The sequence below is a fragment of the Arthrobacter pascens genome, assembly GCF_030816475.1.
GTDB classification, from domain to species: Bacteria; Actinomycetota; Actinomycetes; order Actinomycetales; family Micrococcaceae; genus Arthrobacter; species Arthrobacter pascens_B.
The window spans coordinates 2,884,522-2,908,819 of record NZ_JAUSXF010000001.1 but is presented as its reverse complement, the minus strand read 5'-3'; the positions used below and the strand labels follow the sequence as shown (position 1 = coordinate 2,908,819).

Annotated in this window: 24 protein-coding genes and 2 riboswitches; of the genes, 16 read left to right on the top strand and 8 right to left on the bottom strand. The window is 66.1% G+C overall.

Going from position 1 to position 24,298, the window contains the following annotated elements; genetic code table 11:
- The first annotated feature begins 104 nt into the window (after positions 1 to 104).
- A complete protein-coding gene (locus QFZ40_RS13395; protein WP_306904949.1) occupies positions 105 to 719 on the top strand; it encodes a hypothetical protein in 615 nt (204 codons plus the stop codon).
- 104 nt (positions 720 to 823) lie between these two features.
- Here QFZ40_RS13395 and QFZ40_RS13390 read toward each other — a convergent pair whose 3' ends face one another.
- Positions 824 to 1,735 (bottom strand): LysR family transcriptional regulator, encoded by a 912-nt coding sequence (locus QFZ40_RS13390; RefSeq protein WP_306904948.1) that lies wholly within the window; start codon positions 1,733 to 1,735, stop codon positions 824 to 826.
- Between the two features lie 133 nt (positions 1,736 to 1,868).
- Between QFZ40_RS13390 and tdh the strand changes: the two genes are divergently transcribed.
- From tdh to QFZ40_RS13365, 5 genes are all read left to right on the top strand, one after another.
- The gene (gene tdh / locus QFZ40_RS13385; protein ID WP_306904947.1) at positions 1,869 to 2,915 is read left to right on the top strand and encodes an L-threonine 3-dehydrogenase; all 1,047 of its coding nucleotides are present in this window, start codon (positions 1,869 to 1,871) and stop codon (positions 2,913 to 2,915) included.
- A gap of 8 nt (positions 2,916 to 2,923) precedes the next feature.
- Positions 2,924 to 4,132 (top strand): glycine C-acetyltransferase, encoded by a 1,209-nt coding sequence (locus QFZ40_RS13380; RefSeq protein WP_306904946.1) that lies wholly within the window; start codon positions 2,924 to 2,926, stop codon positions 4,130 to 4,132.
- Positions 4,133 to 4,202: 70 nt separating this feature from the next.
- Positions 4,203 to 5,309, top strand: coding sequence for an NAD(P)/FAD-dependent oxidoreductase (locus tag QFZ40_RS13375; RefSeq protein WP_306904944.1), 1,107 nt, complete (start codon positions 4,203 to 4,205; stop codon positions 5,307 to 5,309).
- Positions 5,310 to 5,320: 11 nt separating this feature from the next.
- Entirely contained in the window at positions 5,321 to 6,532 is a 1,212-nt protein-coding gene (gene hutI / locus QFZ40_RS13370; RefSeq protein WP_306904943.1) for an imidazolonepropionase, read from the top strand.
- Between the two features lie 104 nt (positions 6,533 to 6,636).
- Entirely contained in the window at positions 6,637 to 7,431 is a 795-nt protein-coding gene (locus tag QFZ40_RS13365) for a DeoR/GlpR family DNA-binding transcription regulator (RefSeq protein WP_306904942.1), read from the top strand.
- Positions 7,432 to 7,482: 51 nt separating this feature from the next.
- Here the strand turns inward: QFZ40_RS13365 and QFZ40_RS13360 are convergent, their stop codons facing one another.
- Positions 7,483 to 8,163 (bottom strand): histidine phosphatase family protein, encoded by a 681-nt coding sequence (locus QFZ40_RS13360; protein WP_306904941.1) that lies wholly within the window; start codon positions 8,161 to 8,163, stop codon positions 7,483 to 7,485.
- Positions 8,164 to 8,274: 111 nt separating this feature from the next.
- Here QFZ40_RS13360 and QFZ40_RS13355 point away from each other — a divergent pair, with 111 nt between their 5' ends.
- Positions 8,275 to 9,054: a CPBP family intramembrane glutamic endopeptidase gene (locus tag QFZ40_RS13355; protein WP_306904940.1), complete on the top strand. Its 780-nt coding sequence runs from the start codon at positions 8,275 to 8,277 to the stop codon at positions 9,052 to 9,054.
- Between the two features lie 163 nt (positions 9,055 to 9,217).
- Here QFZ40_RS13355 and QFZ40_RS13350 read toward each other — a convergent pair whose 3' ends face one another.
- Entirely contained in the window at positions 9,218 to 9,856 is a 639-nt protein-coding gene (locus QFZ40_RS13350) for a VOC family protein (RefSeq protein WP_306904939.1), read from the bottom strand.
- Positions 9,857 to 10,026: 170 nt separating this feature from the next.
- A riboswitch (SAM riboswitch) is annotated at positions 10,027 to 10,140 on the top strand.
- A gap of 44 nt (positions 10,141 to 10,184) precedes the next feature.
- On the opposite strand from QFZ40_RS13350, the gene QFZ40_RS13345 reads away from it, so the two are divergent.
- Positions 10,185 to 11,525 (top strand): bifunctional o-acetylhomoserine/o-acetylserine sulfhydrylase, encoded by a 1,341-nt coding sequence (locus QFZ40_RS13345; protein ID WP_306904938.1) that lies wholly within the window; start codon positions 10,185 to 10,187, stop codon positions 11,523 to 11,525.
- 113 nt (positions 11,526 to 11,638) lie between these two features.
- Positions 11,639 to 11,754, top strand: a riboswitch (SAM riboswitch).
- 12 nt (positions 11,755 to 11,766) lie between these two features.
- Entirely contained in the window at positions 11,767 to 12,882 is a 1,116-nt protein-coding gene (gene metX / locus QFZ40_RS13340; protein ID WP_306904937.1) for a homoserine O-acetyltransferase MetX, read from the top strand.
- 29 nt (positions 12,883 to 12,911) lie between these two features.
- Here metX and QFZ40_RS13335 read toward each other — a convergent pair whose 3' ends face one another.
- The 3 genes from QFZ40_RS13335 to QFZ40_RS13325 are packed head-to-tail and all read right to left on the bottom strand — an operon-like array spanning position 12,912 to position 15,496.
- Positions 12,912 to 13,394, bottom strand: coding sequence for a hypothetical protein (locus tag QFZ40_RS13335; protein WP_306904936.1), 483 nt, complete (start codon positions 13,392 to 13,394; stop codon positions 12,912 to 12,914).
- 13 nt (positions 13,395 to 13,407) lie between these two features.
- Positions 13,408 to 14,607, bottom strand: a complete 1,200-nt coding sequence (locus QFZ40_RS13330) for a winged helix DNA-binding domain-containing protein (RefSeq protein ID WP_306904934.1) — start codon at positions 14,605 to 14,607, stop codon at positions 13,408 to 13,410.
- Positions 14,608 to 14,644: 37 nt separating this feature from the next.
- A complete protein-coding gene (locus tag QFZ40_RS13325; RefSeq protein WP_306906921.1) occupies positions 14,645 to 15,496 on the bottom strand; it encodes an SGNH/GDSL hydrolase family protein in 852 nt (283 codons plus the stop codon).
- Between the two features lie 95 nt (positions 15,497 to 15,591).
- Between QFZ40_RS13325 and QFZ40_RS13320 the strand changes: the two genes are divergently transcribed.
- Entirely contained in the window at positions 15,592 to 16,242 is a 651-nt protein-coding gene (locus QFZ40_RS13320; protein WP_306904933.1) for an alpha/beta hydrolase, read from the top strand.
- A gap of 28 nt (positions 16,243 to 16,270) precedes the next feature.
- Here the strand turns inward: QFZ40_RS13320 and QFZ40_RS13315 are convergent, their stop codons facing one another.
- A complete protein-coding gene (locus tag QFZ40_RS13315; RefSeq protein WP_306904932.1) occupies positions 16,271 to 16,504 on the bottom strand; it encodes an RNA-binding S4 domain-containing protein in 234 nt (77 codons plus the stop codon).
- Positions 16,505 to 16,537: 33 nt separating this feature from the next.
- Here QFZ40_RS13315 and QFZ40_RS13310 point away from each other — a divergent pair, with 33 nt between their 5' ends.
- The 3 genes from QFZ40_RS13310 (at position 16,538) to QFZ40_RS13300 (ending at position 20,114) form a co-directional block, all read left to right on the top strand.
- Positions 16,538 to 17,536: a DMT family transporter gene (locus QFZ40_RS13310; protein WP_306904931.1), complete on the top strand. Its 999-nt coding sequence runs from the start codon at positions 16,538 to 16,540 to the stop codon at positions 17,534 to 17,536.
- A 146-nt stretch (positions 17,537 to 17,682) separates the two neighbouring features.
- Positions 17,683 to 19,068, top strand: a complete 1,386-nt coding sequence (locus tag QFZ40_RS13305; protein ID WP_306904930.1) for a glycine--tRNA ligase — start codon at positions 17,683 to 17,685, stop codon at positions 19,066 to 19,068.
- 2 nt (positions 19,069 to 19,070) lie between these two features.
- Positions 19,071 to 20,114, top strand: a complete 1,044-nt coding sequence (locus QFZ40_RS13300; RefSeq protein WP_306904929.1) for a GNAT family N-acetyltransferase — start codon at positions 19,071 to 19,073, stop codon at positions 20,112 to 20,114.
- A gap of 1 nt (position 20,115) precedes the next feature.
- Here the strand turns inward: QFZ40_RS13300 and QFZ40_RS13295 are convergent, their stop codons facing one another.
- Entirely contained in the window at positions 20,116 to 20,799 is a 684-nt protein-coding gene (locus QFZ40_RS13295) for an alpha/beta hydrolase (protein WP_306904928.1), read from the bottom strand.
- 160 nt (positions 20,800 to 20,959) lie between these two features.
- Here QFZ40_RS13295 and QFZ40_RS13290 point away from each other — a divergent pair, with 160 nt between their 5' ends.
- From QFZ40_RS13290 to QFZ40_RS13280, 3 genes are all read left to right on the top strand, one after another.
- Complete coding sequence (locus tag QFZ40_RS13290) at positions 20,960 to 22,405, top strand: YibE/F family protein (RefSeq protein ID WP_306904926.1); 1,446 nt, start codon at positions 20,960 to 20,962, stop codon at positions 22,403 to 22,405.
- A 157-nt stretch (positions 22,406 to 22,562) separates the two neighbouring features.
- Entirely contained in the window at positions 22,563 to 23,504 is a 942-nt protein-coding gene (locus QFZ40_RS13285; protein WP_306904925.1) for an ABC transporter ATP-binding protein, read from the top strand.
- Positions 23,501 to 24,277 carry an ABC transporter permease gene (locus tag QFZ40_RS13280; protein WP_306904924.1) on the top strand — a complete coding sequence of 259 codons (777 nt, stop codon included), beginning with the start codon at positions 23,501 to 23,503 and terminating at the stop codon, positions 24,275 to 24,277. Before QFZ40_RS13285 ends, QFZ40_RS13280 begins: the two co-directional genes overlap by 4 nt.
- Positions 24,278 to 24,298: the final 21 nt, after the last annotated feature.

Genomic DNA, 24,298 nt, shown 5'->3' with positions numbered 1-24,298 from the left:
TACTCACGTCAGCCCCCGCAAAGTACTCGTGTTCAGGACTGTACTCCCGGCCGTAGACTGAAATTCCCAGGGCGCAGGTGCCCTGCACCGCGAGAGGGATCGCCATGTCAGTCCGAGAGCCGCTGAGAATCCGCAAAGCACTGCTGGCCGGGGCGGTGGCACTGGCACTGACAGGGACGGGGGTGGCCATAGCCTGGTCGGCCACAGACGTGCCCTCTCCTTCGCCGTCGAACTCCGCCTCAGGAAAGGCCAACGGGCAGGACAAAGCCAAAGCCGCCAAAGCGCAGCGCCCGCAGCACCTGCACGGCGAGAGCGTCGTGAAGAAGAGCGACGGCACATTTGAAACGGTGGTGAATCAGCGGGGAACCGTTGACGCGGTGAGTGAGTCCTCTGTCACGGTCAAGAGCGAGGACGGCTTCACCCAGACGTACGCCGTCAACGCCGAAACCAGGATCGTCAAGGTCCCCGCACCGGCTGCTGACGGCAGCCCGGCAAAGGGCGACGACGGAAAGCGGCTGAAGCCTTCAGAGGCCACCATCAAGGACATCGCTGCCGGTAACACTGTCAGCATTTCCGGCGTCAAGAACGGCAGCGACGTCACAGCGCGCCGGCTGGTGGAAGGCGCCATGGCGGGACACGGCAACGGCCTGGGACTGGGCAAGGGCCCGGGCCACGGCAGGGGCCACGGCCAAGCGCCGGGGAAGCCCAACAACGGCTGAACGAACAACAGAACCGGGTCCCTATTTCCCAACTAGGTAGCAGCAGGTGTCGTTTTGAGCGTCCATAACGACACCTGCTGCTACCTACTTGGGTGCTGCGGCGTTCAACTGCCCTGCACGAGCCCGGTCATGATGGCCTGCAGCGCCTCGCAGACGATCATGACGGACTGGCGCTTCAGGTTCTCCGGGCGTGCCAGGATGTCGATCCGCCGCCGGGTGCTGATGCCTTCCAGGGGCCTCAGCACGATGTCCGGATTCAAAACCGGCCTGGCCGTATGGCGCGGGAGCAGGCCCACCACGCCCCCGGCCGCCACCAAAGCGGCAACGGTGGAGTAGTCGTTGATCCTGTGGACAATATTCACTTCCTTGCTGGAGACGGCCGCGACGGCGGACAGCACGTCCGAGGGAGAGTAGCCGGTGTGGCTGGTCACCCAGGGTTCACCGACGACGTCGTCAGCCGTCACCGCGGCCTGGCCGGCCAGCCGGTGTCCGGCCGGCAGTGCGACGTCCAGCGGCTCGTGGGCCAGGGGGATCACGGCGACCCTTTCCTCCGGCCAGCGCGGGCTGTGGTCCATGCGGTGCGCCAAGACCAGATCGTACCGGGCGGTGAGCGCGGGGAAGTCCTGCTGGGCTACGTCCTCGTCAGACAGTTGGAGCCGCGGCTGGCCGGGGGCGTCGAGCATCCTGGCGAGGGGTGCAAAGAGCGCCTGCCCGGCACTGTGGAAGCCGCTGACCGTCACGGGGCCGGCCGGAGAACCGTGGTACGCGCCGATCGCTGTCCTCGCGTCGGCCATGGCGCTGACGACGGCGGCGCCTGCGTCGGCGAGTACCTGCCCGGCTTCGGTGAGTACCAGGTTCCGGCCCTCCTTGCGGGTCAGCGGGACATCGACGCTCCGCTGCAGCAGGGCCAGCTGCTGGGAAACGGCAGAAGGGGTGACTATGAGCGTTTCCGCCACGGCCTTGACGCTCCCCAGGGCCCCGAGTTCGCGGAGAATCTCCAGCTGATGAATTTCCATCAGGCCACTCTACTATTTAGCTTTGCCTACATCGTCGATTGAGAAGATTGATGTTGTGCTAACGCGTCTTACTCGCTGTAATGGGACGGGCAGCACATGCCGAAGGTTCAGCGTTTCTAGAGTGAGGAAGCCGATGAAGGCTCTATATAAGGCCGGTCCGCAGGCCGGATTCGAACTGGTGGACCGGCCGGAGCCCCAGGCAGGCCCGGACGAGGTCAAGATCCGTGTCATGACAACAGGCATCTGCGGCACCGACCTCCACATCCAGTCGTGGGACGCCTGGGCGCAGGGCATCATCGAGGCGCCGCTCATCCCCGGCCACGAGTTTTACGGCGAAGTGGTGGAAACAGGCACCGGCGTCCGCGACGTGAAGGTGGGTGACAGGGTCTCGGGCGAGGGACACGTTGTCTGCGGCATCTGCCGCAACTGCCGCGCCGGCCGGAGGCAGATGTGCATCCACACCGTCAGCGTGGGCGTGCAGCGCGACGGCGCCTTCGCCGAGTTCGTCGTGATCCCCGAAACCAACGTCTGGGTCCACCACGATCCCTCGGTCACGCCGGAACTGGGTGCCATCTTCGATCCTTTCGGCAACGCTGTCCACACCGCCCTGAGCTTCCCGCTGGTGGGCGAGGACGTCCTGATCACCGGCGCGGGGCCCATCGGCCTCATGGCCATCGCCGTAGCCCGGCATGCCGGTGCCCGCAAGATCGCCATTACCGATGTATCCAAGCCCCGCCTGGAACTGGCCCGCCAGCTCGGCGTGGACCTTGCCATTGACGTGTCCACTACGCGGGTCCGGGATGCGCAGCGGGAACTCGGCATGCGGGAAGGCTTCGACATCGGCATGGAAATGTCCGGCCACCCCACGGCCTTGCCTGAGATGATCGACAACATGAACCACGGCGGCCGCATCGCCATGCTCGGCCTGCCCAGCCAGCCGATCACCATCGACTGGGGCAAGGTGGTCACCCACATGCTGACCCTGAAGGGCATCTACGGCCGGGAGATGTTCGAGACCTGGTACGCCATGAGCGCCATGCTGTCCTCCAACCCCGCACTGCACGCGGCCGTCTCGGCCGTGGTCACAGACACGCTTCCTGCCGTTGAGTGGGAAAAAGGCTTTGACATTGCCCGTGCCGGCATGGGCGGCAAAGTTGTCCTCAACTGGACCGAATTCTAAGGAGCACCATGTACACGACGATCAAGGACCAGCTGCAAGCAGAGCTGGAAGAAATCCGCTCCGCCGGGCTCTTCAAAACCGAACGAAGCATCAATTCACCGCAGTCCAGCCACGTCACGGCAGGGCAGATCGGGCAGCCGGGCGCCAGCGTCCTGAACTTTTGCGCCAACAACTACCTTGGCCTGGCCGACCATCCGGACATCATCGCGACCGCCAAGTCCGCCATGGACGAGCGGGGCTTCGGCATGGCGAGCGTCCGCTTCATCTGCGGCACCCAGGACCTGCACCTGGAACTGGAGGCCAGGGTCTCCAGATTCCTGGGCACGGAGGACACCATCCTGTTCTCCAGCTGCTTCGACGCCAACGGCGGGGTGTTCGAGTCACTCTTCGGACCGGAAGACGCGGTCATCTCCGACGCGCTCAACCACGCGTCCATCATTGACGGCATCCGCCTCTGCAAGGCCCGGCGGTACCGCTACGCCAACCGGGACATGGCAGACCTCGAAGCGAAACTCGTTGAGGCGTCCACCGGGGAATCACCTGCCCGGCGCAAGATCATCGTGACGGACGGGGTGTTCTCCATGGACGGCTACCTGGCGCCGCTGGAAGCCATCTGCGACCTTGCGGAAAAGCACGACGCCCTGGTCATGGTGGACGATTCCCACGCGGTGGGCTTCATGGGCGCCACCGGAGCGGGGACACCCGAACATGCCGGCGTATCACGGCGCGTGGACATCTACACGGGAACGTTCGGCAAGGCGCTCGGCGGAGCCTCCGGCGGCTACGTATCCGGGCGCCGCGAAGTGGTGTCCATGCTCCGGCAGAAGGCCCGCCCCTACCTGTTCTCCAACTCCCTGGCCCCGGCCATCGTTGCGGCCACCATCAAGGCACTGGACCTGGTGGAAACTTCCGGCGAGCTGCGCGGCCGGCTGTTCGAAAATGCGGGGCTGTTCCGGCGCCGGATGACCGAGGAAGGGTTCGAACTCCTGGACGGCGAACACGCTATCGTTCCGGTGATGTTCGGTGACGCCGTGCTGGCCGCCAAGGTCGCCGACCGGATGCTGCAGCATGGCGTCTTTGTCACCGCCTTCAGCTTTCCGGTTGTCCCGCGCGGCGCCGCCCGCATCCGGGTGCAGCTTTCGGCATCGCATTCGGCGGACGACGTCGAAGCGTGCGTGGGTGCCTTCGTCGCCAGCCGCGCGGCAGTGGCCGCCTGACCCGGCCGCGGCACAGGTAACCGGCAGCCGAACGGCAACTGCCAGCGGGTGACTCTGCAAGGATGGAGCCATGACAGCACACTACGACGTCCTGATTGTGGGCGGCGGCATTGCCGGCCTGTCCCTGGCATCGGCTCTCGCACCCAGCTGCAATGTGGCGCTGGTGGAAGCGGAGCAGGAACTGGCCTACCACACGTCCTCCCGCTCCGCCCGGAACCTGATTCCCAGCTACGGCCCTCCGGTGGTCCAGGAGCTGACAGTGCGCACGCTGGAACTAATGTCCGCCCGGGACGCGGAACTGCCCGAGCCTGTCCTGACGCCGCGCAGCTTCATGCTCATCGGTAGTGAGGACGGCGTCAGGGCCGAAGCCAGCGGCCACATGCGCCCCATCTCCCATGCCGAGGCACTGGAACTGTGCCCGGCGCTGGTCCCCGAATCATTCTCGGCGGCGGGCCTGGACACGGGGGCCTTTGCCTGCAACACACCCCTGCTGCTGGCTGACCACCGGCAGCGGGCGGAGGCCGCCGGAGCGGACATCATCACGGGCGCCCGGGTGCACTCCGCCCAGCGGCTCGGCTCCGGCTGGGAGATCGGCGCAGGGCAGGAAGCGTTCCAGGCCGGAGTCCTGGTCAACGCCGCCGGTGCCTGGGCAGACGAGCTCGCGGTGATCAGCGGGGTGGAGAAGCTCGGACTGCAGCCGTACCGGCGCACGGCGGCTATTGTCGGCGTCGAACATCCGCTGCCGGAACACTGCCCCATGGTGGCTGCCGCGGATAACTCCTTCTATTTCCGCCGTGACGGCACCGACGTCCTCGTGTCGCCGTCGGAGGCGGTACCCAGCGGACCGGAGGACGCGAAGCCCAGGCCCGGCGACGTCGAACGCCTGGTCGCACGGCTCAACCAGGTGACCACCCTCGGCATCCGCGGTGTGCGGAGAGCGTGGACAGGACTCCGAACCGAGGCAGCGGACGGCATCCCGGTAGCAGGGTTCGACGCCGAGGCTCCGGGGTTCTACTGGCTCGCCGGCCAGGGCGGCTACGGTTTCCAGACCTCCGCGGCCATGGCCGAGCTGGCGGCCGCCCAGATCCTGGCGGGACAGGCCCGGGAACCGGGACACCGTCCGGCATCCCGGACAGAGCAGGCGCTCGCCGCCGCCCGCTGGTCCATCCGGCGCTGAAGAATGGTTTCATGAGCACCCTGATCACCAATATTGCCGAGCTGATGACCCAGGACCTGGAACAGCGGGTCCTGAGGGACGCCGCGGTGGTGATTGACGGTGAACGGATAGCCTGGATCGGGGCGGCCGGAAGCGCCCCCGCGGCCGATGACGCCGTGGACGCAGGCGGCCGCGCAGTGCTGCCCGGCTGGGTGGATTCGCACACGCACCTGGTCTTCGCCGGAGACCGGACCGCCGAGTTCGAGGCCCGCATGGCCGGCGAGTCGTACTCGGCGGGAGGCATCGCCGTGACCATGGACGCCACCCGCCGCACCTCGGATTTCGATCTCACCAGGCTGGCCATTGGCAGGGTGGCCGAGGCTTTATCCCAAGGCACCACCTACATCGAAACAAAAACCGGGTACGGACTGGATGCCGAGCACGAGGCCCGGAGCGCCCGGATCGCATCCACCATTGCCGATGAGGTGACCTACCTCGGAGCGCACCTGGTCCCTGCCGGCTCGGATGCCGACGCCTACACGGAAGAGGTCTGCGGGCCCATGCTGGACGCCGTCCGCCCCTATGCCAGCTGGGCGGACGTGTTCTGCGAGGAAGGCGCCTTCAGCGAGGCGCAGTCCCGCCGGGTCCTGCAGGCCTGCCGCGACGCCGGGCTGGGACTGCGCGTCCACGGCAACCAGCTGGGCGAAGGCCCGGGGGTGCGGCTCGCCGTGGAGTTCGGCGCGGCAAGCGTCGACCATGTCAACTACCTGTCCGACGGCGACGTGGCGGCGCTGGCCGGCACCTGGTCCGGCTGGGATCCGGCAGCCGGCACGGGAACCCGCGGCACCGTGGCTACCTGCCTTCCCGCGTGCGACCTCTCCACCCGGCAGCCGCTTGCCCCGGGACGCCGGCTCCTGGACGCGGGCGTGCAGCTGGCCCTGGCATCCAACTGCAACCCGGGCACTTCGAACACAAGCTCGATGGCGTTCTGCGTGGCAACGGCCGTGCTGCAGATGCGGCTGAGCGTCCATGAGGCCGTGCGGGCAGCGACGTACGGCGGTGCCCTGGCGCTGCACCGGGACACCGGGCACGACGACGACGGCGAACGGGCGGTGGGCTCCCTCGCCGTCGGCCATCGCGCGGACCTGCACATGCTGAATGCGCCATCGGCCACCCACCTCGCCTACCGTCCGGGGATGCCGCTCACGTACGCTGTGTGGCGGGCAGGAGTTCGGGAGCGCTGACTTACAGCAAGCACAGCTGACAAAATGACGTTACATGATTGTTTGGTCTCTGTTATGATCAGAAAACGTCACTTTTGGATGACTTCCGACGTTGAGAGGCCCGCATGACCCGCACCGACCGCCTGACCGCCATCCTTGACCTCCTGGCCAAAACCGGCCAGGTGGAAGTGGAGGAGATCGTCGGCACCCTTGGCGTCTCGCCCGCTACTGCGCGGCGGGACCTGGACAGCCTGGCCAAACGGCGGCTCCTGACCAGGACCCGGGGCGGCGCCACCACAGGAGCCCTGGCCTACGACCTTCCCGGGCGGTACAACCGCGACGACCATGCGCAGGCCAAGGAAGAGATCGCCCGGGCAGCTTCGGAGCTCATTGCCCCCGGCGCCGTGATCGGTCTTTGCGGCGGCACCACCAGCACCGCGCTGGCCCAGATCCTTGCCACCCGGGAGGACCTGAACTCGCCCTCCAACCAGCCCACGCTGACCGTTGTCACCAACGCCATCAACATCGCAGGCCAGCTTGCCGTGCGGCCCAACATCAAAGTCATGGTGACCGGCGGAATCCTCAATCCACGCTCCTACGAACTCGTGGGTCCGTACACCGACATCATCATGCAGAAGGTGGTCCTGGACATAGCCTTCATCGGCGTCAACGGCATCGACCCCGAGGTGGGGCCCACCAACACCGGAGAAGGCGAGGCGTCCGTGAACGCCCTCCTGGCCAGCCGGGCCAGGGTCTCCTACGTGCTGGCTGACTCTTCCAAGGTGGGCGTCCGGGCCTTCGCCACGATGGACGGTTACGAATTCACCCGGCTGATCACTGATGCGGGGATATCGGCCAAGGACAAGGCAGCCTTCGAGGCTTCGGGCACGGAAGTCATCGTCGCGCCGCACACCGACTGAAGGCACGGGAAAGTCCGGGGGCCGGAAGGCCGGTGGTTGGAAAGCCGGCGGTTAGAAGACAACCGGAGGAGCATCCAGTACCGTTTCGTCCACCCTGCGGTCCACCCATTGGCTGAACGGGATGTCCAGTTCGTACTTGTCCAGCTCGGTGCGGACCAGCGTCCTGACGGCGGCGTTGTCCGGATTGTTGAGTGACTCGAAATACTCGACGGACCAGTGGAACCAGCGCATGCAGAACAGTCGCATCGTCAGCCCGTGCGTGACCAGGAGGGTGTTCGGCGGGTAGTCGGGCTTGGACCAGTGCCGGTACAGGGTTTCCATGAACGAGGAAATCCGGTCGTAGACGTCGGACCCGGACTCGCCTTCGCGGAATCGGTAGAAGAAGTGGCCGTAAGCGTTGCGGAGTTCCTTCTGGTCCTCGATGTCACCGCTGATCTGGAAGTTTGCCCAGTCCTGCTCGCGGAGCCGCGGTTCCTCGATCACTCTTTCGGTGAGGTTGCCCAGATCGAGGGCCTCAAGGGTCTGGTAGGCCCGCAGGTAGGGAGACACGTAGACGCACGCCTGGCGGCCGTCCAGCTCCCTCCGGATGTGTTCGCCGGCGGCCCTGGCCTGCTCCGCGCCCAGCGGGGTCAGCGGGATCCGGTAGTCAGGCACCCTGTTGTAGATGGACGTATCGGCGTTGGCGGCGGACTGGCCGTGCCGGATCATGATGATTTTCCCGGGCGCACTCATAAGCCCCAAGCATATGTGCAGCCCGCGGAGCCTTTGGTCCTGGGAAAGCCGTGCACTGCGAGGTTGCCCGGCAACCAGCAAAGAACCAGAAACTGCAGGCAAGATGGGAACATGCTGGTTCCCTCACGCCGTCGTCTGCGCATTGAAGTCTGGATAGTACTGGGACTGTCCCTGGGGCAGTCCGCCGTCTATTCGGTGGTGCAGCTGCTGGACAAGATGACGCGCGCCCCTCTGGCGCAGGGCACCTCCACCCTGAACCCGTCGCAAAGCACCCGCGAGTACTTCGACCTCACCTACCAGCTGCTGGACATCATCTTCGCCCTGGTACCGGTGCTGCTGGTCATCTTCTTCCTGACGGACCAGCGGCAGCCGGGCGCGGGGGAGGGGCTGCACAGCGGCTCCGCCTTCCGGAAACTCGGATTCAACTTTGACAGACCCGGACGTGACTTCCTGCAGGGCCTGGGCCTTGCCGCCGTGATCGGCATTCCGTCCCTGGGGCTGTATGCCGCCGGCCGGGCCCTCGGCATCACCACGGCCATCATCCCCAGCGCCCTCGATTCCTACTGGTGGACAGTTCCCGTGCTCATCCTGTCGGCGGTGCGGCATGCCGTGGTGGAGGAAGTCATCGTGGTGGGCTACCTCCTGGACCGCTTCGGGAAATTCGGCTGGAGCATGCCGCTGGCTATCTTCACCAGCTCCATGCTGCGCGGCAGCTACCACCTCTACCAGGGCTTCGGACCGTTCATCGGCAATGCCGTGATGGGAGTGGTCTTCGCCTGGCTCTACACCCGGACCAAGCGCGTGATGCCGCTGGTCATCGCCCATTCACTGCTGGACATCGTGGCCTTCGTGGGCTTCAGCCTCTTCGGCAGGGCAGTGGGCCTGGGCTGACCCAAAGACAATGCGTCTTAAAGTAATTCGGCCGCCATCGGTAGGTGACGTCGTTGGCACCCGCTGATGGCGGCCGAAGATTAGACAGCTATCCGGGGCATCATGGCCCGGATAGTCACGGCCGGGGGGGAGACCGGCCGGCGAATAATCAGATGGAGAACAATCAGATAACGACTGCTCCGGTGGCGGTTTCGAAAGTGACAGACAGGATACCGGGGGTTCCATGCGGAGCCACCCACTTAACCGCCACGTCCTCAAGGGGCCTCTCAACGGGCTCGCCCAGCCACTCGGTAACCCGCTCGGCCGAACCGGCAATGGTCAGGCAGGACATTTTGACGTTGCTGGGGTAGGCGTTGGACGGGTGCAGGGCGGGATCGCCTTCCCACTTCAGCATGTACGGAACCTGCGGGTCAGCAATAAGGCCGAGGATCCCGATCTGCTTCCAGACGAGTTCGCGGCCGTCCGGGAATTTCCGGTTGCCGTTGACGGCGGCCCGTCCCAGTCGCTGTTCGAAGGGGGCGAGGCTGTCCACTTCGACGCACCAGCCCATCCATCCGCCGCCGGCTGCGGAACGTGCACGGACGGCTTGGCCGAAAGGGGCCTTGTCCGATGCAGGGTGGTCAAGGACTTCAACAACTTCCACATATTTGTGGCCCGCGAGCGGGATGATCATGTTCCGGGTTCCGAAACGGGGGTGTACGCCGCCCTTCACGGCTTCAACGCCGAGGGCGGACGAAATACGATCGGTGGTGGCAGCCAGGCCATCGTGTTCACAGGCGTAAGAGACGTGATCCATGCGCATGCCATCATCTTGGCATCTTGTGATGCGGCTCTCAGCTAAGGGTACCCTTACTAAAAGCCGCCATTGTCATGAGTGGACATTCGCCTTTCCTCCGGCCCCGGCGGATCCGCGCCGACAATGTTCGTCACAATGTTGTCCCGGGCGGCGCGGCACTTCCTACACTGAACGCAGGTCATGAGTGCCAGCGCCAAGCCCCGGCTGGCTGGCCGGCAACCCTCCGCGCGGCGGGGTGCCCCGGATGAGGACCTGGCTGTCCGACAACGGCCGGATGGCAAGCGCGGCCCGTGGCATACCCAGCATTCCCGGGCCCATGTCAAAGGAGCCTTGAATGTCCGACGGATGGTCTTTTGAAACCCGCCAGATCCATGCCGGGCAGGAGCCGGACAGCGCCACCGGCGCCCGTGCCCTCCCGATTTACCAGACGACGTCGTTCGTCTTCCCCAGTGCCGAAAGTGCTGCCAACCGCTTCGCACTGGCCGAGCTGGCACCGATCTACACGCGCATCGGAAACCCTACCCAGGACGCCGTGGAGCAGCGGATCGCCAGTCTTGAAGGCGGACTCGCTGCCCTGCTGCTGAGTTCGGGGCAGGCTGCCGAAACCTTTGCCATCCTGAACATCGCCGAGGCCGGAGACCACGTCGTAGCCAGCCCCAGCCTTTATGGCGGTACCTACAACCTGCTGGGGCATACGCTCAAAAAGTTCGGCATTTCGGTGACGTTCGTGGAGGACCCGGACAACCTGGATCAGTGGCGTGCGGCGGTGCAGCCGAACACCAAGCTGTTCTTCGCGGAGGTGGTATCCAACCCGCGCCAGGACGTCCTGGATATTGAGGGAGTGTCCCGGACCGCCCACGAGGCCGGCGTGCCGCTGGTGGTGGACAACACGCTCTCCACCCCCTATCTCATCCGTCCGCTGGAGTGGGGCGCTGACATTGTGGTCCACTCCGCCACGAAATACCTGGGCGGGCACGGCTCGGCGATCGCCGGAGTGATTGTGGACTCCGGCAACTTCGACTTCGGGAAGGACCCGGAACGGTTCCCCGGCTTCAATACGCCGGACCCCACCTACAATGGCCTGGTCTACGCCCGTGACCTCGGCGCCGATGGTGCACTCGGGGCCAACCTCTCCTACATCCTCAAGGCCAGGGTCCAGCTGCTCCGTGACCTGGGCTCTGCGGTGTCACCGTTCAACGCCTTCCTGATAGCGCAGGGACTGGAGACCCTAAGCCTGCGGGTGGAGCGGCACGTAGCGAACGCCGTCGCGGTGGCGCAGTGGCTGGAAGCTCGGGACGACGTCGAATCAGTGGCCTACGCGGGCCTTCCCTCCAGCCCCTGGTATGAGCGTGGACGCAAGTACGGTCCCCTGGGTACGGGAGCCGTGGTGGCGTTCAACCTGGCCGGCGGTGCCGAGGCCGGCAAGCGGTTTGTGGATGCCCTGGAGCTGCACAGCCATGTGGCGAACATCGGCGATGTCAGGTCCCTGGTCATCCATCCGGCGTCCACGACCCACAGCCAGCTCTCCCCGGAGCAGCAGGCCATTGCCGGCGTCACGCCGGGCCTGGTCCGCCTGTCTGTGGGAATCGAGCACATCGATGACATCCTTGCTGACCTTGAAGCGGGTTTCCGGGCGGCCAAGGCGGCGCTCCAGGCAGTGAGCTCCGGGAAGTGAGCGGGGCATAGTCCCGGGTGCGGCGCGTCCGGTCTGGCAGGCCGCGCCCCGGAAAGTCATAATCCAGTCACACTCTTAGCCATAGGCCGGGGCTGTTTCGTACACTCAATGGAGGTCATGAGTGCCAGCGACAGCCCCGGCTTGCTGGCCGGCAACCCTCCTTCCGCGGTGGGGTGCCCCGGGTGAAGACCTGGCCTGCCGGTCATTTGACGGCAGGCAAGCGCGTAGAAAAGGTCCTCAGATGACGATTACCGTCTCCCGTACAGCCGTACCCGAAAACGGAGTGCTCCGTTATGCCGCCATCGGGGGGCTGCAGCTCGAAGCCGGCGGATTCCTCCCCGACGTCACCCTGGCGTACGAAACATGGGGCACGCTCAACGCGGACGGATCCAACGCCGTCCTCATCGAGCACGCCCTGACAGGCAGCACCCACGTGACCCGGGGCGACAGCGACGAGCCCGGCTGGTGGGAGCAACTGGCCGGACCCGGGGCACCCGTGGACACGGACCGGTTCTTCGTTGTGTCCATCAACATCGTGGGGGGCTGCTACGGATCCACCGGGCCGTCGTCGCCTGCTCCGGACGGAAGGCCGTGGGGCTCCCGCTTCCCCCTGGTTACCCTTCGGGACAGTACTGTTGCCGAGGCCAGGCTGGCTGACCAGCTGGGCATCCGGAGCTGGTTCGCGGTCATGGGCGGTTCGATGGGCGGCGCGCGGGCACTGGAGTGGGCAGTCACGTATCCGGAACGCGTGCAGCGCTGCGCGGTGATTTCGATCGGAGCGGCGAGCACCGCCGAACAGATCGCCTTTGCCCAGGCGCAGACCCTGGCGATCCGGCAGGACGCCAACTTCAACGACGGCGACTACTACGGCGGTCCTTTCCCCGAGGACGGCCTCGCGCTGGCTCGGCGGATCGCGCACATCACCTACCGCTCGGCCGCGGAATTCGACGGACGGTTCGGCCGGACGGCCCAGGCGGCGGAAACACCGCTGCAGGCCGCATCCCTGGGCGACCGGGGCCGCTACCAGGTGGAAAGCTACCTGGACCACCAGGGCAGCAAACTCGTCCGGCGCTTTGACGCCAACAGCTACATCGCCATCACCGAGGCACTCATGAGCCACGATATCTGCCGCGGGCGGGGTTCCCTGCGTGAGACCCTTGACCGGGCCACCGCGCGGTTTTTCGTGGCAGCCGTGGACAGCGACCGGCTGTACTTCCCGTCCCAGTCACGCGAACTGGCCTCAGCCTTGCCCGGAGACGTGGACGTCCACGTCATTGAAGCGCCCATCGGCCACGACGGGTTCCTCACAGAGATCGGACAGCTCGGCAGCCAGCTCGGGAAGACGTTCCTGGTCTAGCCCTTAGTGATCCTGCCACAGGCGGGAATCTAGCCGTTCATGATTTCGGCCCGGCGGGCCATGTAGTCTTCCATGGCCAGCTCGCCGTTGCTGTACTGCTGGTCCAGTTCGGCGAGCTTCCGGGCCCGGAAGCCCTGCTGGGCCGACGGCGGCGGGGGAGCCGCAGGGGCAGGCGGCTGCTGCCGCGTTTCCTGGCCGGGCCCTTGCTCCCGGGAAGCCATTGGCTGGTCATATGGCGGGAAGGGCTCGTTCAGCGGCGGAAGGGGCTGGACCGGGGGCAGCGGCTGGGGCCTGTCGATCTGGCGGAAGCCGCCGGCCATGTAGTCCTGCTGCGTGTAGCCGTCGCGGGGCTGGCTGCTCTGCGGTCCGGGACGGGCGCCGGGAAACTGTTCGGGGTACCGGCCGGAAAAGCTTTGTTCCTGGTTCCGGCGCCGGACGGACTTCCGGTACATCCGCATCGCCATGGGTATCACGAACGACAAAACGATGATCCAGAAAAACAGATTGTTCACAGCGTGGCGCCTCTCATATGTGTCCTTCCAGCTTAGCCCCGGACTGCACACGCGTGGCCGGGATGCCCAGGAAGGCCGCGTAGCGTGCGACGGCGTCGTTCACCGCGGCGTCGAGCCGTTCAGCCGCTGCTGCCGAAGCCGGTGCAGCCGAGGTGGAAAGGCGGATGTCCAGTTCGCACCGTCCGGGCAGCAGGACGTGCCGCCAGGACCCGATCATCCGTCCGTTCAGCAGCACCACGTGCATGAGGGCGCCGTCGGCAGGAATGGCAGGCGCGGTGCCTCCGAGGTAATGCCGGGTGGCCGAGTAACCCATGACGTATTCGTCGTAGCACTGGATCAGGTCCACGAAAGGCCTGCCCGGGGCCGGCGCTGCGCCGGGGTCGGTTTCCGGGCTGGAATAGAATTCGATGCCATCAATCACCGTGGTCTCCGGTGCGGCCCGGTCGTCCTCAAGCGCATTGAGCAGGCCCTGCCGGATGTCCGCCATTGTCAGTCCGGACCAGTCGGAACAGTCCTTCACGGTGGCCGGACCACGGCTGGTGAAGTAGCGCCGGACCAGCTCGGCGAGCGCCTCCGCCCGGGACAGGGGCCGGGACAGGGGAGCATCCGGCCCGGGCGGCACCCGTTCGTCAAAGAGGGCATACGTCTGCTTCAGGGCGCCGCCCGGGCTCCGCACGGGCGTACCGCTGACCAGGACCGCGCTGATTTCCGCATGCATGATCAGGTAGGCCAGTTCCACTCCTTTGGCCGCGAAGCCCGCGTCCTGAAGCCTCACCGCGAGCTCCTCCCTGGTCAGATGGTTCCCGCCGCGGACCGCCTCGGCCAGGACCTGGCCGCTCCGTTCCGCGGCCGCTGCGTCAATGCGGGTCGTGCGGTACATCCCGGCGTTCGCCTGGTGAAGCCGGGGCGCGGACAGGGCCATTAGCCAGCGCAGGTCATCCCGGTGCACGAAATGCCAGGTGGGCCTGAGGATATGGGTGCGCAGGATGCGGCCGTCGGCGACGGCCAGTTCAACATCAGCTGCAGTGGCGGCGGGCGTACGCCCGGACGTGCCCTGGGCGGAGGTCCTTTGTGCCAGGCTCCAGCGGGCGTACGCGAACTCCTGCGCCTGGACGGCCAGCAGGTTCCTGAGTGCGTCCCCAGGGGAGGCAGCGCCAGGTTCCCGCAGCATCTGGCTTTTCAGCCTCAGCGGCACCACGTCGTCAGGATCCATTCCCTGTGCCCTATGCGCTTCCACCCGCAGGTCCGCGCTAGTGGCGGCTGGCGTCGGTTGTGCCGGGCGGTCCTTCGCCCGATCCCAGCGGGACACCGGGCCCGAAGACGGGTCCCGCCGTCGGGCGCTTTGCCGTCACCCCGTCTCCGGACGAGCGGCGGCGGAGCCTCCGCACAACCCAGGGGACAAAGTATTCACGTGCCCACACGAGGTCATTGGTGCGGGCTTCCCGCCACGTCCGGGCCGGCAGTGGTTTAGGTACCAGCGGTTCGAGGCTGTGGTCAACGTTTAGCGAGTCAAGGACCATGGCAGCGATGGTGTGGTGGCCAAGGGGTGAAAAGTGCAGCCTGTCCTCGTCCCACATCTGCGGATCGCTGAGCTGCCGGAGCGACCACATGTCGGCAATGATGGCGTCGTGGCGGGCGGCAACGGTGCGGAGGTTCTCGTTGTAGATGGCCACCTTGCTCCGGATCCGGCCCAGAACCGAGGAGCCGGTGTCCGGGCCGTTGAACAGCACCACGGTGGCACCGCCCACGGCCAGGATCTGGACCACAGAATCGAGCTTTTCCGCGAGGGCGTCAGGATCGCCTCCGGGCCGGATGAGGTCGTTGCCCCCGGCGGAAAGGGTGATCAGGTCCGGCTTCAGGGCCAGGCACGGGGCGAGTTGCTGGTCGACGATCTGCTGCAGGAGCCTGCCGCGGACGGCCAGGTTGGCGTAGGCGAAGTCGTTGTGCCCGCGGCCCAGTTCCTCGGCCACACGGTCTGCCCAGCCGCGGTAGCCGCCGGGGCTTGAGGGTTCGGGATCGCCGATGCCCTCCGTGAAGGAATCTCCGAGGGCAACGTACCGGCTCCAGGGGTGGGATTCTACGGCTGCCGTGGAATTCGGCATGGCTCTTGCTTCGCTCACGGTCCTATCCTGCCTTCCGCGTCTCAAGCTACGCCACCGTAGGTTGTTACCGTGGGGTAACTGTAACAATGGAAACCATGACCGACGCCCTTGTATTTCCCGCCCCTGTTGTTTTGTGGTCCCAGCCCGAGGACCAGCGAGCCGGTAAGCCCCTGCTGGTCCTGCTGCACGGCTACGGCGCCAACGAGCAGGATCTCCTGAGCCTGGCGGACCTGTTGCCCGGGGAATTTGCCGTGGCTTCAGTGCGGGCGCCCCTGGCGATGGGACCGGGATTTACCTGGTTTCCGCTGACGGCGTCAGTCGACTATTCGCTCGACGGCGTCAAGAGGGCTTCGGCCTATGTGCTGGACTGGATCGACACCATCAAAGCCGGGCATCCGTCCGTGACGCTGCTCGGCTTTTCCATGGGGATGGCGATGGCCACCACGCTGCTGCGGCAGCGTCCCACGGACTTTGCCGCCGTCGTCGGACTGTCAGGGTTTGTGGTTGATGCCGACGGCGATCCCGCGTTCCGGGACGACGAACTGGACGGCTCCGTGCCGCTGTTCTGGGGCAGGGACCAGCAGGATCCGGTCATCACGCCGGACAAGATCGACTACACCATGGCCTGGGTCCGCCAACACGTCAAGCTCACCAAAGTGCTGTACACGGGAATGTGGCACGGCATCAACCAGCAGGAGATCGGGCACGTTTCCGAGTTCCTCACCCATGAGGTGCTGAAAAAGTAGAGTCCTGCCCTGGCGCCGGCCGCAGAGTTCAGGCTGCCGGAGCCACGACCCTCACGGTCTGCCCGTTGACCGTGACGGTATCGCCGTTGTGCAGCTGGCGGCCGCGGCGGTCGTCGATCTCTCCGTTGACCTTGACGAGCCCGTTCTTGATGAGCTCGGTGGCCTCGACGCCGTCTTCCACGAGGCTGGCGAGCTTCAGGAGCTGGCCAAGCCGGATCATGCTGTCGCGGATGGTGATCTCTTCGATGTCCTGGTTGCTCATACAAGCAATGATGCCTGACGTAAGGTGAATCCAATGACCCATGTCCCGCGGCTGCCGCTGCTCGCAGGACTCCCGCTGGCAGTAGGAGCGGGGCTGGCTATCCCTGTCCAGGGGCGTATCAACGGCGCCCTGGGGGCCCGGCTCAACGATGGCATCGCCGCCGCCGTTGTCAGTTTCAGCACGGGCCTGGTCCTGATGGTCCTGATCTCCCTGAGCCTGCCCGCTGGCCGCGCCGGACTGGCCAGGATCGTTCCCGCCGTCCGCAGCCGCGCGTTTCCCCGTGTATATGTCATGGCCGGCGGAATCGGTGCCTTGTTCGTCTTCGCGCAGTCCTTCACCGTGGGTCTGCTGGGAGTGGCGCTTTTCACCGTCGCCACCGTGACGGGGCAGACGGTGAGCGGCCTGCTCGTTGACCGGCTGGGAATCGGTCCGGCCGGCAGGAAATCGGTGACCGGCATCAGGGTCATCGGCTGCGTCCTCACCATCGGCGCAGTTGCCTGGGCTGTCTCGCCAAGGTTCGCGGGGACCGGTGCTTCGGCCGCCCCGGATGGCTCGGGGCCCGGCGGACCGGCAGCGCTGATTCTTCCGCTCCTGCTTCCTGTCCTGGCGGGCTTCCTGATGAGTTTCCAGCAGGCCATGAACGGCACGGCCACTGTCACTTACGGGACTCCGATCGCTGCCACGCTGGTGAACTTTGTCGCCGGCAGCGTAGTGCTGTGGATTGCGTGGGCCCTCAAGCTTGCCTGGCTGGGAGCCGGCAATCCGCTGCCGGCGGATTGGTGGTACTACCTGGGCGGCCCCATGGGTTGCGTGTTTATCGCCTTGGGCGCACTGCTGGTCCGCAGCCTGGGCGTGCTGGTCACCGGTCTGGGCATGATCGCCGGGCAGCTTCTGGGCTCCCTTGGCCTTGACCTGCTGCTGCCCGCCCCGGGCTCCATTGTGGCGCCGGCCACGGTGCTGGGCACGCTGCTGACCCTGGCAGCCATCATCCTGGCAACCCTGCCGTGGCCGCGGGGCGCCTTCCGGAGGTAACGGCCGGTAGGCTAGGACACGCAGCTTTCTGCATCTACTTCCTTCGCCCGTCCCGCCCGGCAGCCAGTGGTGCCATACCAACGGTGTCACCGGGGCCAGAAACCGCGGACCGCACCCAGCGGCCCTGTAGAAATTGGAGTTCCACCATGGCAGCAAAATCCGTTCTCGACCAGGTCATTTCCCTTTCCAAGCGGAGGGGCTTCGTGTTCCAGGCCGGTGAGATCTACGGTGGTTCCCGCTCTGCCTGGGACTACGGGCCCCTGGGCGCCGAGCTCAAGGAAAACATCAAACGCCAGTGGTGGCAGTCCATGGTCCGCGGCCGCGAGGACGTGGTCGGCCTGGACTCCTCCGTCATCCTGCCCCGCCAGGTATGGGAAGCATCCGGCCACGTCGAGGTCTTCTCCGACCCGCTGGTGGAGTGCCTGTCCTGCCACAAGCGCTATCGCGCGGACCACCTGGAGGAAGAGTACGAGGAAAAGAAGGGCCGCCCGGCGGAAAACGGCCTGAAGGACATCGCGTGCGCCAACTGCGGCACCCGCGGTCAATGGACCGAGCCCCAGGAGTTCTCGGGACTCCTCAAGACCTTCCTGGGCCCGGTGGCCAACGATGAAGGACTGCACTACCTGCGGCCGGAAACTGCCCAGGGCATCTTCGTGAACTTCAACAACGTCCTCACCACGTCACGGAAGAAGCCACCGTTCGGCATCGGCCAGATCGGCAAGTCCTTCCGCAACGAGATCACGCCCGGAAACTTTATTTTCCGCACCCGTGAATTCGAGCAGATGGAAATGGAGTTCTTCGTGGAGCCCGGCACGGACGAAGAGTGGCACCAGTACTGGATGAAGGAGCGCATGTCCTGGTACACCGGCCTGGGCATCCGGGAAGATAACCTTCGCTTCTTCGAGCACCCGCTGGAGAAGCTCAGCCACTACTCCAAGGGCACCACGGACATCGAGTACCGCTTTGGCTTCCAGGGATCGGAATGGGGCGAGCTTGAAGGCATCGCCAACCGCACCGACTTCGACCTCTCCACCCATGCCAAAGCCTCCGGCACGGACCTGAGCTACTTCAACCAGGCCACCAACGAGCGCTACACGCCGTACGTGATCGAGCCCGCCGCCGGCCTCACCCGCTCCTTCATGGCGTTCCTGATCGACGCCTACACCGAAGACGAGGCACCCAACGCCAAGGGCGGCGTCGACGTCCGGACCGTCCTGAAACTGGATCCGCGCCTGGCCCCGGTCAAGGCGGCGGTCCTGCCGCTGAGCCGGAACGAGGACCTCTCGCCAAAGGCCAAGGACCTGGGTGCGCAGCTGCGCAAGAACTGGAACATCGACTTCGACGACGCCGGTGCGATCGGCCGCCGCTACCGCCGCCAGGACGAGATCGGCACCCCGTTCTGCATCACCGTGGACTTCGACACCCTCGACGACCACGCCGTGACAATCCGCGAGCGGGACACCATGACCCAGGAACGCGTGTCGCTGGACAAGGTGGAAGGCTACCTGGCCGCCCGCCTGATCGGCGCCTGAGCATGGCCATCGAATACCGCGAATGGCGGGAGGGTGATGACCTGGCGCTGCTGGAAATCTGGGGGGATCCGGACACGTTCCAGGCCGGCCAGTTCCGCGGTGCCCTGACGGCCTCCTCGGACGGCGCTGACGGCACGCCATGGCGCCGCACCATCGTGGCCGAGGACGTCCAGGACGGTGTCGGTATCCCTGTTGCTGCCGGCGTCGTCTACGAGGCAACCCTGCATCCCGAACGGCTGTGGAGCTATGTCGAGGTGGCGCGGGACCACCGCCGGTCAGGGATCGGCGCCACCCTCCTGACCATGCTGCGCCGCGAAGCCGAGCGGTCGCCGTCGGGAGTCACCAGGCTCCGCGCAAAAGTGCAGCCGGACACTCCCGGTGCCGCTTTCGCCGAGGCGTTCGGGCTTTCGCCGATCCAGCGGTCCCGGCTGGTCATCGTGGAGCCGGGTGCCCTGAAGCTGCCCGTGTTCCCGGCAAAGGACGACGGCGGCCGGCCGGCAAACGACGAAAACGCCGGGTCTGACGTGGTGATGGACCTTGCCACCGGTTCCGTCGAGCTGACCGACGTGGTGGGACGGTACTACACGTCTATCCACGGCTGGGACTCCCCGGGGGTGCTCTCCGTGGGACAGGTGCAGAAGCTGTTCCTGGACGACCTGACGGGCGCTCATGGGGCGATTGTGCTGCGCGCCGAGCCGGAGTCCGCATTCGGTGCCGGCGTTGCCCCCAGCAGGAAGGGCCGGATCAGGGCCTTTGCGGTCAGCTACGCGGAGGCGTCCCAGGATCCCGCGCAGGAGCGGGCGGCCCAGGACGGAACATCCCCGGGCGCTGCCGCAACTGACGTTTTTGTCGGTCACGATCCGGCCCTGGAGCCTGAGGACGCGGCCGCTGCGGTGCGGGACATGCTCGCCCTCATCGCGTACCAGCATCCGGTCATGCTGGAACTGGACGATTCGATGACTGCCCTGCGTGCCGCCGTCGAGCCTTTGCTCGAAAACGGCAAGGCGCGGCTGGCGGGCGCGGAAACGCTGATCGTCTCGGACTGACCTAGAGGGTGACGTGATCGGCGGATCCCGGAAGCAGCTCGTCCAGGGCCCGTGCGGCCGGCAGGTCGGCGCCGGTCCGTTCGCCGAACGCCTTCATCACGAAGCCCGTGGCCAGTGCCTGCCATAGCCCGACCCGCCGGACCATGAAATGCCCCGCCCCCTTGAGCGCGACGTACTGCATGGACGCTGCGTCCCCGGCTGCACGGCGGGCGAACTTGAGGGATTCTGACGGGCTGGTCAGGTGATCGCCCGTGCCGTGAACGATCAGCACTTTCCGGCCGGCCAGCCGGGAGGCGGGCGCCTCGGCGCTGAGCCACGGGGCGAGGGCCACCACGGCCTCCACCTGCGGATCGTCGGCAGCGCAGACGGCCGTCAGGCCTCCCATGGAATGCCCCAGCAGATAGACAGGAACGCCCGGGTGCTGTGCGCTGATCTGCTTGAGCGCCCACCGTGCATCCTGCAGCGGCGTCATGTCCTCGCCGTTCCAGCCGCGCACGCTGTTCCGTAGCGACCAGACTGCCAGTCCGTGGCGCTTGCCTGCCCGGTGCAGGTGCCTTGCGAAGGGAATCATCCTGGCAGGACTCGCGTGGCGGGCAGTCACTGGCGCGTAGCTGCGGGAACGGCCGCCGTGCAACACCAGGACGACGCCCAGTGTGGGGCCGGCAGGCTCCAGGACCGTGAGCACGGCCTCGTGCTTAGGCCGCGGCGGCCGCGACGGCCGGGCCGAGCCTGCCGTTTTCCTCAGTCCTGCGCCTGGTCACTCCGGTCCCTCCGACGTGCTGGTGGTTCATTTACCAACCCTAAGGTGCCGGCCGTAGAGTTCAAGGTATGAGGTCTAACGTCTAATGGGGTCCGGTCACTCCCACTCTTCTTCCACAGGGCATTCGGAACCGACGACGCAGGCGGTTGCCGCGCGAAGGAGAGCGAACCGCATCCTGGCGGCCGTGCTGATACCGCTGACACTGCTTACCCTCGCGGGGATGGCCCTGCTGTGGCCCTCCGGAAGCAAGGAAGGCATCACCCTCGCCAACCCCTATTCGGCAGCGCCTGGCGTAACCTTCGACACCGGAAAAATCCAAAGCGTCGTGGTGGAAAGCTGCATGCAGGGATCCGCTGCCGGCCCGTCCTCCGGTTCCGGCGACCAGCAGCAGGGCCAGGGTCAGCAGGGCACCGACTGCACCTTCGCCTTCACCGAGCCGGACCGGGGAGGCAGCCCGGTCAAGGTGGTCATCAACCCGGATGTGGCCAAATCCCATGGTGTCAAGCCCGGGGACCAGATCAGGTACCTGAATCTTTCACAGGCTGCGGGGGCATCGGCATCGCAGGGATCCCCGGCCTACATCTTCGTGGACTTTGTGCGGACCCTGCCGATAGTGCTGCTCGCCCTGCTCTACGCGGCCGTGGTGATTGCGGTAGCCCGCTGGCGCGGCCTCCGGGCGCTGATCGGCCTGGTGGGTGCGTACTTTGTCCTGGCCAGCTTCATGCTGCCCGGACTGGTGGAGGGCAAGCCCCCGCTGCTGCTGGCCCTGGTAGGCGCCACGGTAATCATGATCGGCGTGCTCTATTTCGCCCACGGCTTCTCCGCCAGAACCTCGACGGCGCTGCTGGGCACGATCTTCGGCCTCGCCATCACGGCGCTGCTCGCTGCCTGGGCCACCGATGCTGCCAACCTCGCCGGAGTGGGCAGCCACGACGCTGCCACGCTGGTCAACACATCCGCCAACATCTCCATCAGCGGCGTCATCCTCTGCGGCCTGATCATCTCCGGGCTCGGCGTCCTCAACGACGTGACCATCACACAATCGTCGGCAGTCTGGGAACTCTACGAGCTGGCCCCGGGCTCCAGCGCCCGCAAACTCTTCACATCCGCCATGCGGATCGGCCGCGACCATATTGCCTCCACCGTGTACACCATCGCGTTCGCCTACGCAGGTGCCGCCCTGCCGATCCTCATCATCGTGATGCTGTATGACCGCCCGCTGGCGGACGCCCTGACGAGTGCCGAGCTGTCCGAGGAAGTCATCCGGACCCTGGTCGGTTCCATCGGCCTGGTCCTCGCCATCCCGGTCACCACCCTGATTGCCGTGCTGGTGGTCAAAGCTACGGGCATCAAGACCGCTGAACCGGCGTCGGACGGCCTGCGTGCCGGTGACAGCTCAGTTGACCCGGACGATGTCGGCGATACTGGCACGCTCGCCGCAGCCGCCGCCAGCAGCCGGTCCACTCACCAGACGTACGAAAATTCCGACACCCCCGCGAGCCGCAGGGGCCGCAGGGCCGACCGCGGCTGACGGTGTACTGCCGGGGTGTCCACAGAAGCACTTGAGGCTGACCGCGGTATCCTGCGAATGACATTTGTCATGGGGGATTCGTTACACTCCTCCCCAGTCCCGGCAGCTGGTCCCGGCTTTGATTGACAGTGGAGAAAGCCATTAGCCAAGGAGAGCCATGACAGTCGCGAGTATGCCGGCAGTTCACGCCACCGGACTGCACAAGCGGTTCGGGAAGGTCCACGCTGTGCGCGGCCTGGACCTGACCGTGCAGCAGGGGGAGGTGGTGGCCTTCCTCGGACCCAACGGTGCGGGCAAGACCACAACCATCGACATGATCCTGGGTCTGAGCGCCCCGGACCAAGGGACCGTCTCTGTCTACGGGCACACACCGCGGGGAGCGATATCCCGGGGCCAGGTGGCAGCCGTGATGCAGACCGGAGGCCTGCTGCGGGACATCACGGTCCGCGAAACCGTCCAGCTTAATGCCGCCATGTTCGATTCCTCCCGCCCGGTGGACGAGGTCCTGGACCGGGCAGGCATCCTGGAGATCGCCGACCGCCGGGTGGAAAAGTGCTCCGGAGGACAACAGCAGAGGCTGCGCTTTGCCATGGCCCTGGTCTCGGACCCCGGACTGCTTATCCTCGACGAGCCCACCACAGGCATGGACGTGGCCGGACGCCGCGACTTCTGGGCCGCCATTCGTGCCGATGCCGTACGCGGACGAACCGTCATCTTCGCCACCCATTACCTGGAGGAAGCCGACGCCTACGCGGACAGGATCATCCTGGTCCGGCAGGGAACCGTAGTAGCGGACGGCACCGCAGCGCAGATCAAGAACCTCGCGTCCGGCCGCACGGTGAAGGCTTCCGTGCCGGTGGAGGACCGGGAGTTGCTGGCCGGGCTGCCATCGGCTGACAGCGTCGCGTTCGAGGGAGCACGGGTCACCGTCCGCACCCGCGACTCGGACGCCGTCGTCCGCTACCTGCTCAACAGAACCGACGCCCACGACGTCGAAGTGGCTTCCAACAACCTCGAGGAGGCCTTCCTGGCGCTCACCGGGGAAGATGCAGCACCGCAAACCAGCGACACTGCCCTCGAAGGAGAGCGCGCATCATGAGCGCAGCAGCAGCCATCCAGAGCCGGAAGCCGTCAGCCGGGGGCGTCAACCGCACGTTCCTGTGGATCGAAATCAAGCGGATGCTCCGCAACCGGCGAACCATCATTTTCACGCTGTTCATGCCGGCCGTGTTCTTCTTCATTTTCGGGCTGTCCAACAAGGACCAGCACCTCCCCAACGGACACACCTACGGGCAGTACATACTCATCAGCCTCACCGTGTATGCCGCCATGACCGCGGCCACTGCCGCTGGCAGCCAGGTCGCCGTCGAACGGGCGCAGGGGTGGAGCCGGCAGCTTCGGCTCACCCCGCTCCTGCCAGGAGCGTACATCGCGGTCAAGGCAGCGGCAGCGCTGACCCTCTCGCTCGTGGCTGTCGTGGCCCAGTTCACCATCGGCGCCCTCGCGGGGGTCTCCCTGGACGTCGGGGCCTGGTTCACCGCAGGCATCGTCGCATGGCTGGGCTCCCTGGTCTTCGCGGCACTGGGGCTGTTCGTCGGATACCTGATGCCAAGCCAGAACGTCATGCAGATCCTCGGCCCGGTCCTCGCCATCCTGGCCATGCTCGGCGGCCTGTTCATGCCGATTGAGGTCATGGGGGACACCTTCGGGGAGATTGCCAGATTCACCCCTGCCTACGGAATAGGGCAACTGGCGCGCAGCCCCATTACCGGCGAATTCGATGCGGCATGGATCGTCAACGTGGTCCTGTGGCTGGTGATTTTCGTGGCCGGGGCCGCCCTGGCCTTCCGCCGGGACACGAAACGGGTCTGAACGCGGGCCGATGGCAGAGAC